Genomic DNA, 11,065 nt, shown 5'->3' on the forward strand with positions numbered 1-11,065 from the left:
AGCCGATCCTGATAAGCGATGCCACCAGTCAGTACCTTCAGACCGCTCAATCAGCACCCTCGTGAATGAGGCGGGCTTATCACTTCTTCTGGCCTTTCAGTAGCTGGGCCACACGCGGCTGGGTGATACCCATCTCCTTGGCGATCGCCCGCTGGGAGAGGCCTTGCGCGCGAAGCTTGAGGGCGGTCTCGCGGCGCTGCTCCGTCTGGGACGACATGGTGTCGAGGTAGGCGCTACGCTCCACGGCGCCGGCGGCCAGGCGGCTCTTGCGCTTCCTCTCGGCGTCACGGCGGCGTGCCTCTTCCTTGCTGATGACGGTCTTCAGCTGACGCTGCTCTTCCTCGGTGATGTCGAAGGCGCGGATCAGCGTGTCGTTGCGGGGCGTGTAGAGGGGCGGGTACTGCCGGCCATTGAACTCGATCCGCTCGCCGGCCGCGTAGGCCTTGGCCTTCGAGAACACAGTGCCGAGCTCGGCCTCCTGGTAGCTCCATCCCGGCGCGATCTCCTTGGCCAGCACGCGGGCTTCGTAGTGAAGGTGATTCGCCTTGATGGGCTGGGCCAGGGCCAGGAAGTTGAGCGACCAGTGCAGAAACAGCATCCGCTGGCCCTCGATGCTGGACGCGCGCAGCTGGGCTAGCTTACGGAGGTCTTCCAGTCGGTCCCAGGCAAGCTGACGATCCCCCAGGCAGCGCAATCCGTAGCGGCCGCCCTTGATCAGGGTCATCGAGGCCCGGCGGCGCCGGCGGTCTTCGCGCTCCTGGCGTTCTGCAGCGAGCTGAGCCTCGTATTCGTGGCGCGGGACTTCCACCAGCTCCTCGAAGAGCGTATCGAAGCTGTGACGCAGCAATTCGCCATCTCGCGGATCGCGGTCCTCCCACACGATCTGGCACACCCGATTGACCTTGGTGTTGATCGTGCCAGTCAGGCGCAACACCCGAGAGGCATCCCTGGCGCCGGCATCGGCGCCGATATGCGCCAGGCGTCCCACCAGGCACTTCTGCGCATGGTTCCAGCGGGGCAGGGCGGCTCTCGGTACCGGCCGGTCCAGCAGCCACTTGAGATGAACACCGCGGCCACTGTAGACGATCAGGCTGGGGGCAGGGATACCTTCATCGCGGCACGCCATGAGGCAGCGCATTGCCCACTGGTCACCATCCAGGTGAGCAGCCGGCCCGGGATCGATATCCACGAACATCAGGCCTACCCGGGCAAGGTTGATCACACGGCGGTTTGGCCGTCTGAACTCGGCCTGACTGATGTAGGTGTCGCGGTCGCGAGGCAGGACGCCAAGCACATCCGGTAGCTGGGAAAGCGGGTAGGAACTCTGCCGAGCGCCCTTGTCAGGGTGCTTGGTGACCACCGAGAAGAAACCCCAGTCGGTGCCGTGGTAAGCAAATGGTTCGGTGATCAGCTCCAATTGGCGCGGCTTGAGGATGCGCGCGTCTTCTTCTGTCGCTATACTGGCCATACGGCAAACGCGCCTCCGAGGCGCTTGTCTCTGGCCCCCGGTAACCTCCTCCGCCTGCCACAGCTACGAGGTTCCGGGGGTTGTCTTATTTTCAGGCCGCCTATCCGGCCCGTCTGCTCCGCGCGGTGTGGCGCGCTTCGCCTAACCAGCTTACAGCATTCACAGATACCGTGCTTGGAACAGGCCATGCTGTGAGACCAATCGACTCTCATACGTCACGATTCGGTTACTTCGACCGATGCGCGATGAGCTTTCGACCCTATAAAGTCCCAATCCCCTTCCATTTCCAAAGCCCACTCTACGAGTGCCTTATCTGATATAGGCTTTTTGTCACCCAGAGGGAATCGGATCTCGAACACACGGAGTATCAGCGCTCGAACGGTGAGCGCGATGGCATGCCCGCTCTGATTCGCTCTCTGCCTGATTCATGTCCGGTACCGGTCGCCGGTGCGTCGGATGCTGCTCCCTCGACCTGGGCGCGGCCCTGCGCCGTCAGGGTGCCATTCACCTCGAATAACCCGCTCTCCACCCAGCGTTCCTGGGCGGCTTCCAGATCATCACGGTTCAGAGCCAGACGCCAGGCCGCCACGCGCTCGCTGCTCTCCAGCCGGGCCAGAGCCTCCGGGGTCAAGCGACGCAGCCGGGCAGCCCACTCGTCCTCGAAGCGCTGCTGTTCCGCGCGCTCGTCCTCCCGCCGCCGCTGCGCCTCCCGCTTGCGGGCTTCCTCCGCCTCGCGGCGTTGCCGGCGACACCGCGAGGCAAACTGCTCAATCTGAGCAAGTTCCTCCGCTGACAGGCCACCCACCAGTTGCTTCAGACGCCTCTGGGTTTGCTGATGGGCTTGGCGTTCCTCGTCCAAGGCGGACTCCGTGCGTCGGGCCGTCTCCGCCATTTCATTCGCACGCCGGCGCTCAGCATCTGCCATCGCAGCCCGGGCCACCGTGGGCGCATAGTGCTCGACCACGAAGTCGCTCACCCGGGCGGCGTGCTCCTCGGGGCTTTCCCGGCTCCACAGCAGCCCCTGGCGGGCCAGGTCGTCGGGCGACAGGCTCAGGTTTTCGGCCAGACCACGGGTCAACGCCTGGTGATACGCCTTGGTGGTAACGTGGGTTGCCGCTGAGTGGCGCAGCCCTCGGCGCAGGCCGTGAGGGATGGCCACCTCCTCGGCGAACGTCGTCTGGAGCTCGCGCAGCTGATCACGGCGGCCCATGTAGTGCGTCGCGCTCAGCGCGGTGCGAGCCGGCACATCGAAATTCTTCGGCCCCCGGATCCATTCGCCGCCGCGCTTCCCCTGGATGACGTTGCGCGTGCGCGTGGTCGCCGGGTAATTCACCAGGGGTACGGCATAGACCACCAGGTGAGGCGTGCGCTCATCGAGCTGGACATTCACGCCGACGACGTTGTCGGCGCCGTGGCGAGCCTCCAGGAAAGCGAGCGCATCGCGAAAGAAGGCGCGCCACTCCACGGGGCCACCCTGCTCGGCGAACGCCTCGTGTGGGCCAGACACCACATACTCGATCACCAGCACCGAGTCGGCAGTCACGTTGTCGGCGAGGGCCAGGCGTTCACGGATCGCGGCGCGCAACTGATCGGGGCTCGATACCGGCCGCCAGTCCTCGTTCAGGTGCGTCCGCTCCTGATCGGCGTGTGGTACCGGCATGGTTCGCCAGGTGTGGGCGGCACTCGCCCCCAGCCGGCGACGGCCGAGCTTCACCGCACGAATGACGGCATTGTGGTTGGTGGTGGTCGTGCGAGCTGCCATGAGGGCCCTCCGTGTCGCGTGATCGAGATCCAGAGGGCCGGCCTGCCCGTCACCCCCCATCTCTACATAAGGGGTCCGCTCAGATTTTCTGTGGCATGGCAGATGAAATTCATGGCTCTCGCAGGGCCATCACCGACGAGCCCCTACGGCTGATCAGCAGAGACGGAGAGAGTCGCTAGGGGGTGTCAGCCTCAGAGGTGAAGAACCCTATGGCAGGTCAGGAAGGGGTGACGATGCCACTACGGCCTGCCTGTCTCTTGCTGAAGCGCCCTATGGGCGGCCAACAGGCGGGACTGAAGCCCCGTAACTCACTATGGGCGTTGTGTTGGGGCCGGGCAGCCGGAAGGCAGCGCACGCCGAGATAGGCTTTTTGCCAACCCGCTCTACCTGGCTCGCTTCAGCCAATTGCCCACGGTCTGCTGGGTCAATCCCAGCGCTCTCGCGACTTCCCGCTGTGACTTGCCCTGGCCGATCAGATCGAGCACCCGCGGCATCATCTCGTCACGCCGAGCCTTGCCCTTCTTGGTCCCCCGTCGGGCCTGCGCCTCGGGCGTGTGAGTGCGCGCGACGAAGTCGCGGAATGTCTCCGGAGTGAAGCGCTTCCACGTCCAGCGGGCGACACTCTTCGCGATGGCCTCCACCTCCTTGTGGGGCAGTGGGGTGATGAAGGCGCTCTGCATATCGCCGGCCACATCGATCAGGTGTGCCCTGAAGCGCGTCTCGCCGCCCGGTCCCCAGAAGTCGCGCACGACCCGATAGGCATGCTGGCGTAGCCGGTCAAAGGTGTCGCAGTTGCGGCCCAGGCCGGCCACATCATCGTTGGCCGCCTCCCGGAATGACGTCAGGGTCAGTTCGCTGGCGAGGTCTCCCAGCGTGTACGCATCGGCCCACTGAGAGACGCGCCAATGCGGATGTAGGGGATTCTTGACCAGGGTGCGGGCATATCCCCTGTCAGCCATGAGCGTGCGCCTCAGACTGCGCTCGATGGCCTCGGCATAGCGCAACGGGGCCAGTCGCGCCGCGTCGGTACGAGCCACCGGCACAGCCAGGGCATACAACAGGTGGGCATGCCCGTTCTCAGGGTTCTGGCACGTCAGGGTCGGCGCCGGCGCGCGGAGATCCTCCCAGTCCAGGACGGCGCCGGGGCGATCGACATCGAACATCAACCAGCGAACCATGCCGGCAGTGTTGGGCTCGATCAGTCGATACCCGAGGGCGCGACTCCTGATCCGGATGCGGTTGTCCGTGGCCGGGTCGTTCGCGCACCGGGGGCGCGCCGGCAGCGTATCGGCGAAGTGGCTCGCGGCGTCGATAGGCGCGGCGTTCGGGATGTGCTCGTGGCACACCTGGGGTATACTGGACATCGCGTAATCACGCCTCCCGGCGTGTTCTGGCCCTCGGACCTCATCTGCCCCGTCACAAGCATTGAGGTCCGGGGGCTTCGCATTTCTGGGTCACTCCGTGTGCGGAGGCCGCCCCAACAACATCACCGTCGGCTCCAGAAAGAACTGGAGATCCTGCGCAGCGAGAAACACGCAGTCGGCCAGCAAAGCCAGGCGTTCCAGATTCGCCGGCGGCGTGCGCTCGTCGAGCTGGTGACGCTTCGCCAGTCGGCTCGTCTCTTCCATCGCTTCCAGCACTGAGCGCAGCAGATCGACAGGGCGATACCGCCTGCCCGTTTTCTGTAACGGACGGAGGAAGGAGCGGGCGGACAGCAGTCCCTCTCGCGCCTCGTCCATCCGAGCCACACTGATCTCGCAACTCTGCAGAAGGCGGCAGGTCAGCAGGTAGGGCACGCCCCCGATCGGACGCCGCACTTCACTCAGCACGCTATCCAGCATGTCGGCATAGCCGTCGAGGTCGTTGATGACCTCGTCGATCTGGGGAATGGCGCAGTGATCGCGATTCGAGAGCATGCTCACCTCCGCGTCAGTCAGTGGTAAGAGCCGGGCGCTTCGACCTGTTGCCAAGCCTCTGCCTGGCAGTGCGGCGGCCCCACCAGGGCGAGCATGACTCTGCTCAGGATCGAGGCCGACATGGTGAACAGGTGCGTCGCCATTTCCGTCAGCCCGTAGGCCAGCGCCCGTTCCGCACTTTCGGCGAGCGAACGGGCCTCCTCGACCATGAACTGCCAGGCCGGGAGGGCGCTCGATGGCGGCGACCAGTCTCTCGCACAACGCCCCTTTTCCAGGGTCTGGGCCAGCTTGAGCATCGGCGCCGAGCTACAGTTCAGCGCATCGATGGCCGATCGCTCGGAGCCGGCCGAGCCGGGCCGTATCGAGTCGGTGAGCCGCAGAAGCAGACTGACGGCAGCCCGCATCTCCTGACCGATCACTTGCAAGGTGACGAGGTCGATCGGGGCGGCGTCGCCACCCCTGGACCGTTTATCCGGCATGTCTGACCCCCTGGCCTGGCAGGGCCTGATACCAACGCAGGAGTTGTTCGGCCTGCTCACGACTGTCGGGGGAGAGGCGATAGGCCTCGAAGCGGGCGTGGCCACCATGACGGTGGGCGTGCTGGTAGCGCTCCTGGAGGAACTCGACGCCCTTGGCCCGCAGGGCGGCTACCGTCGAGTGCCAGCACGTATCACCGTAGGCCTGGAGCGCGTCCAGCGTGGTGATGTAGCGCTGGGCATCATCGGCCTGGAGCAGTAGCTCCAGGGCGAGCTCCAACTTGAGAGGGATTCGGGCGGACGTATCGTTTTCGCGGCGCTCACGCGCGGCTACTCTGGACATGATCATGTCTCCTCAACCGTGGGATGCGACAGGGGCGTGGCGCTCTACCACCACCTCGTTAAGCCAGGACTGCAGAGTTGCGCGGCTATAGCGCACTCCGCGGCCGACTTTCAGCCATGGCGGGGCAGAGGTTCCCATCAGGCGGCCGGTCGTGCGGGATACGCGCAGCGTGCCGCGTGTCACACCGATCAGTTCTGCCGCTTGGGGCTCGGTCAGGAGATCATCGAAACTCACCCGCGATGCGGGAGGCTGGGTTGTCGTCGGCATACAGAGGACTCCCGGGGAGGCGCCCGGAGCCGGCAAAACGTTCTATCACCGATCCACCTTTGCGATTCAGGTGGACAGCGGTATGCTGAAGGCGAGCGGGGGTGTAAGCCTTTGCTCGCTGGAGCGGCGACAGCTGCTTCACTGGCCAGGGTTCCTCCCTCTGTCAGTGACATGCTTTTGGCGAGCATGCCGGGTTGCTGTAACAAGCTGATAGCAGATCATCCTGCGATGATCAGAGGCCGGAGCGTTTGGCGCGCTCCGGCCTCTTTAATTTAAGCCACTCTGAACGCCTTAGCAACCATCATTAAAAAACATCAGCGCTCATCAACCAGCAAGAATCTTTGTTAATCATCGGACACGAACCCAAGCTACTGAATCATCCTTATTTTCGCTACAACCCGCGTTGTAGAAGGCTTTCCACCGCACGATGTAAAGGTCCGCCTATATTTTCTGGCTCACCTTTTCTTGGTATCACGCACCGTGATTGGAAAGGAATGCTTTCGGAATCTGGAGGAAACAGGCGGTCAATCTGAGGCATTCCGTGTACCTCTCTAGGATCGATACGAACACGGGAAACCCTCCATCATCACACCAACGCGCCTATTAAGCAGCTTTCGTTCAATCATCCCACCATTGCCCTGCCGCCTGGTCCGCAGTTGGGAGACGAAACGAGCAGGTTAAAGGCAGCGAAGAACATGAAGCTCAGCCGTCAGCTTTCTCACGCTTGACCCGTTGAACGGTGAATGTCGAAGCGCCGGCCAGCTCGGCAGTTCTTCGCACACTACAGCCCAGGGCGAGCAGCTCGGCGATCCGCGCGTGCTTCTCGGCGTCCACCGGGCGCCCTTTGAAACGGCCCTCCTGCTTGGCCCGCTCGATCCCCTGCGCCTGGCGTTCCCGCCGCTGTTCGTAGTCCTTGCGGGCGATCGCGGCCATCATGTCCAGCATCATGGAGTTGATGGCATCCAGCATCCGCGCGGTGAACTCGTCACTGCTGGAAGCGGTCATGGCCTGGTGGCTGGTAGGCAGGTCCACGGCAACCACGCGCAGCCCCTTGCCCTCGATGTCGGAACGCAGCCGCTTCCAGGCGGCGGCCGGCAACCGGCTCAGGCGATCGATGGATTCGACCAGCAGCACGTCACCGGACCGTGCCTCGCTCAGCAGGCGACGGAGTTCCGGCCGATCGGGCGTGGCGCCGCTCGCATTCTCGACGTAGCGACTGGCGATCACCTGTCCTCGCTCTTCGGCAAACGCCTCCAGCTGGTCGTTTGCTCGCGACGCATCCTGATCGTGCGTAGAGGCCCTCAGATACGCTCGAACGAACATCCCCCCTCCCCGTGGTGTTTTGAGTGTACTGGTAAATAGTGTGTTGTTTTGAGTTAATTTTGAGAAATACCAATACGCTATATGGGGGACGCTCGCATGTGGCGCTTTGGGTATACCTTTTCTACACATCCAACCCAGCAGGCTGATACCGACAGTGCGGGGGTTGCTACTTCAGGGGGCCCAATGCCAGGTCAGCGGCGCATGGTTGGAATTGATAGCGTCCAAAGCTTCACCCAGTGCCATGAGGGCGTCTCGATAGCGGGTATAGCGGCGCCCGTCTGAATACCAGTCACGGGTCACGTCATCCTGCGCGACCAGCATCAATTCGCCGGGACGGGCATCGCTTGCCACCACGTCCACAGCAGCCATAACGCCGCCGTGTTCAGGGTCAGCCAGTGCCCCGGACAGGGCGCTCATGAAGCGCTCTCGATCGTGGTGGATCGTGGTCGTGGTCATTGCTCTTCTTCCAAGTCATCAGGATCAGATAGCGCCAGGCCTTCCCTCAGCCCATCCAGGGCAGCGACGTGGCCCGGGCGGCTATCTGGTCGCCCAGGCCTCAAGGTCTCAGCCAACTGAGTTGGCCAGCTTTATCGCAACAACGCCATCGCATCATCAAAAATTCACGTGGATCTCGATCTGCTCAGTGCTGACGCCGAAATGAGCGGCAAGCTCCTGCTTGGCCTGCTCTACGGTAATAGGGCGGGAAGTGAGGTCTTCCTCAGCGGCCTCGTCAGGACCTTCTTCCTGGGCGGGCTTCAGGTCCGACAACCGCTTCCAGACGAAGCTGGGATCGTCAAAGTCGATACCAAGCGCGGTCTCTATCGCCTCTCTGCTCCGGTAGGCGACCGGAAAAATCTGGCCCTTCGTACACTTGCGCCACGCGTCCGGCACGTTGATCTCGGTATATTCCTCGAAATTCACGATGTGGCGCTGCTTCTGGGTCGAACTCTGGCGAGGCGACTTTGAAACGCCGGTGACCTTGGCGAGCAGGAAGGCCTGGCCATGTGGCAAATCCTTTTCTGCCCAATCCTCATAGTCCCGACGCCGATTCCGCACGCAAATGAGATAGGAAGCCTTGTTCAGGCTGTAGGGAGCTGCCGTCCAGTGCCCCGAACCGCCGTACATAGCCATCCTTTCCACACCCTGACCCGTAAAGGTCAAAACTACCTCATGGCTCATAACCTACCCTCATGTTTATGTAACATGGGAGTAGATTACTATAAATTTACGGCGGGTCAACGGTAAATTACGCGCGTATTTAAGTCCGCCGAGAGCCTCGGCAGACCATATCCTCTCGTGCCGAAAGAGCATCACCGGTTTAGAGACACTGTCTCTAGGCCAAAGACAGCCGAGATGTCTCTAAACCCGAGACAGGAGGGGAGGCGCGGGCAGGCGCCTGGCCCGGTCACTTCTTCCGCCGCTCCCAGTCGAGCAGGTCCGAGAGCATCCAGCGCGGCCATCCCTCGCCGCCCATATGCAGCGCCGCCGGGAGTTTTCCCTGCCGCAACCATCGCCACAGCGTGCGCCTGCTGATGCCGTATCGCTGGCATACCTGACGCGTGGTCAGGGCCTGGTCTTCCGAAGGCTCAGGAGGAAGGGGTGGGGGTGGTGTTGGCTCCGGCTGGGCCGGCGGGTCCGGTGACGGCTCTGGATCCGGGCTTTCGGCCTGGGTCCACTGCTGCTCAATCCAGGCGTCAATTTCGCTCTCACGCCATAGGCGCTTTCCCTGGATCATTTTCCCCGGCGGGAACGCTCCCGTCCCGATAAGGCTGTAGAGCTTCGATCGCTTGAATCCGACCTTGTTTTCGAGCTCCGGCAGCGGCAGTAGCCGTTCATGCTGGACGATCGCCATCACGGTCTCCTGGTTTCGGCCTGTCACTCCATTTTGGGGTCGCCATCTCCAAGATGGGGTGACCTACTCCATTTTGGGGGGAGTCACCCCAAGATGGGATGGAGCACCCCGCCCGGCGATACCACTGAACGCGCTTCCGCGAGAGGCGAGGCGGTGGTAGGCTGATCCCGCAACGTCGCAATGCGCGACCGAGGTAGCTGGCCCCGCTAAAAAACAGCAACTACCCATGACGTTCGCGTCTCCTCGATCGCCCCTTTCGGGCTCCCCCCCTGACTGCCTGCCGGCACAACGACCTGAACCGCGGTTCTCCCGCGCTCAATCTAACCACCACTCATCTGATACGGCCCGTCTGCCGGAAATGCGCACGTCGCGACTGCCCGGGACTGTTCGCAGGCCCATCATCGCCGTCACCCGGGCGAGCGACGCCACCGCATAGAAACCAGCAGCGACCCCGCCGTGCCCTGATCGTCTCTTTCCAGCAGCACAGAGACGCTTGGGTAATAAACCCTCGTAGCCCGCTGGTTATGGGGCCTCCAGCCAGAAACTCGTCGGACGAAAACCGACGACCCGCCAAAACTCGTCGCCTGTCCGACCAGGACGACGAACGGAACGACGATCCCGGGCGGCCCCTCGCAAGGGCCGGGGCATTGCCCTATGCCGGAGCCCGCAGCCTTGGCGCTGCCGGCGCGCGCACCCCGCGCCATAGCACCCGATGGGGGTCTCGTTGCTTCCACGCAATATCAAACCGCCGACTGGCCGCCGGCATGAAACTAGCGGCCACCCCACGGCTTGCGCGTGCCTCAACGCAGCGAATCACTGACCGCTACCAGCGGGGGAATGGGGTCAACCAGAAACACTAGGGACAGGAGAAGAGCATGGCCAACAACTTCGGTCTGCAGACGCGGGATCTTGCCAAGGCGGGGGGCTTCGCAGCTAACCGGGCCGCCAGGGAGGGAGACGCCTCCTACGAGACAGCGGCAGCGCTGGGCAATCGATGGCAGCCCTTCGCCGCCTACGCCAAGAGCGAAGGTGTCCGGCGCATGGAGCATGTCACCGCACTGCTGCTGGCCGCGTATGGCCAAGACATCGCAGCCCGGGTCGCGGCCGGCGAGCTGTCGGCCAGCTACGGGCAGAATCTGGTGTCGGCGGTGAACACCATCATGCGACTGGCCAGCCAGGGGCAGTGGCAGAGCGTCAGCCCGACGAAGGATTGCGGCATCGAGCAGCGTTCGAACGTGCGACAGGGAGCGCCCCAGGGCATCGAGCGGGATGCTGTTTCCACCGTCACCGACGGTCTGTGCAGACGCGGGCAGCCGCGCGGTGCCGCGGTGGTAGAGCTGGCCCGGGAGTTGGGTCTGCGCAGCAAAGAGGCCTCGCTGATCGACGCCAGGATTGCGCTGAGGCAGGCGCAGCGGGACAGCAAGGTATCGATCACCAGCGGCACCAAAGGTGGCAGAGCGCGCACAGTCCCCATCACGTCGAAACGCCAGGTCGAAGTGCTGTCCAGAGCCGTCGACGCTCAGGCCGGCGCCCGGAGCCTTGTCCCACCGGAACTGAGTTGGCAGGAGTGGCGAGAGGGTGGGCGGTCTCAAGTTCCAAGTGCAACACGTGACCCATCAGGTACGGTGTTGCTATGACTCACTGCTATCGCCACCTCT

The 11,065-nt window shown here is 63.5% G+C and carries 11 protein-coding genes; 1 reads left to right on the plus strand and 10 read right to left on the minus strand.

Annotation, left to right across the window (positions count from 1 at the left end):
- Positions 1-79: 79 nt before the first annotated feature.
- The 10 genes from G7A98_RS16170 to G7A98_RS16215 all read right to left on the minus strand — a co-directional run bounded on the left by G7A98_RS16170 (position 80) and on the right by G7A98_RS16215 (position 9,407).
- Positions 80-1,468, minus strand: a complete 1,389-nt coding sequence (locus G7A98_RS16170) for a helix-turn-helix domain-containing protein (RefSeq protein WP_163650711.1) — start codon at positions 1,466-1,468, stop codon at positions 80-82.
- Between the two features lie 367 nt (positions 1,469-1,835).
- Positions 1,836-3,230, minus strand: a complete 1,395-nt coding sequence (mobV, locus tag G7A98_RS16175) for a MobV family relaxase (RefSeq protein WP_163650712.1) — start codon at positions 3,228-3,230, stop codon at positions 1,836-1,838.
- A 383-nt stretch (positions 3,231-3,613) separates the two neighbouring features.
- Entirely contained in the window at positions 3,614-4,594 is a 981-nt protein-coding gene (locus tag G7A98_RS16180) for a replication initiation protein (RefSeq protein WP_163650713.1), read from the minus strand.
- Between the two features lie 90 nt (positions 4,595-4,684).
- Complete coding sequence (locus tag G7A98_RS16185; protein WP_163650714.1) at positions 4,685-5,146, minus strand: hypothetical protein; 462 nt, start codon at positions 5,144-5,146, stop codon at positions 4,685-4,687.
- Between the two features lie 17 nt (positions 5,147-5,163).
- A complete protein-coding gene (locus tag G7A98_RS16190; RefSeq protein WP_163650715.1) occupies positions 5,164-5,625 on the minus strand; it encodes a hypothetical protein in 462 nt (153 codons plus the stop codon).
- The gene (locus G7A98_RS16195; RefSeq protein WP_163650716.1) at positions 5,615-5,965 is read right to left on the minus strand and encodes a hypothetical protein; all 351 of its coding nucleotides are present in this window, start codon (positions 5,963-5,965) and stop codon (positions 5,615-5,617) included. The genes G7A98_RS16190 and G7A98_RS16195 overlap by 11 nt, the downstream gene beginning before the upstream one ends.
- A 969-nt stretch (positions 5,966-6,934) precedes the next feature.
- The gene (locus tag G7A98_RS16200; protein ID WP_163650717.1) at positions 6,935-7,555 is read right to left on the minus strand and encodes a recombinase family protein; all 621 of its coding nucleotides are present in this window, start codon (positions 7,553-7,555) and stop codon (positions 6,935-6,937) included.
- Positions 7,556-7,726: 171 nt separating this feature from the next.
- On the minus strand, positions 7,727-8,011 hold the full coding sequence (locus G7A98_RS16205; RefSeq protein WP_163650718.1) for a hypothetical protein: 285 nt from the start codon (positions 8,009-8,011) through the stop codon (positions 7,727-7,729).
- A gap of 156 nt (positions 8,012-8,167) precedes the next feature.
- Complete coding sequence (locus tag G7A98_RS16210) at positions 8,168-8,734, minus strand: hypothetical protein (protein ID WP_163650719.1); 567 nt, start codon at positions 8,732-8,734, stop codon at positions 8,168-8,170.
- Positions 8,735-8,960: 226 nt separating this feature from the next.
- Positions 8,961-9,407 carry a helix-turn-helix domain-containing protein gene (locus G7A98_RS16215; RefSeq protein WP_163650720.1) on the minus strand — a complete coding sequence of 149 codons (447 nt, stop codon included), beginning with the start codon at positions 9,405-9,407 and terminating at the stop codon, positions 8,961-8,963.
- 875 nt (positions 9,408-10,282) lie between these two features.
- On the opposite strand from G7A98_RS16215, the gene G7A98_RS16220 reads away from it, so the two are divergent.
- Complete coding sequence (locus G7A98_RS16220; protein WP_163650721.1) at positions 10,283-11,044, plus strand: integrase domain-containing protein; 762 nt, start codon at positions 10,283-10,285, stop codon at positions 11,042-11,044.
- Positions 11,045-11,065: the final 21 nt, after the last annotated feature.

The sequence above is a fragment of the Modicisalibacter sp. 'Wilcox' genome (genome assembly GCF_010993675.1).
GTDB classification, from domain to species: Bacteria; Pseudomonadota; Gammaproteobacteria; order Pseudomonadales; family Halomonadaceae; genus Modicisalibacter; species Modicisalibacter tunisiensis.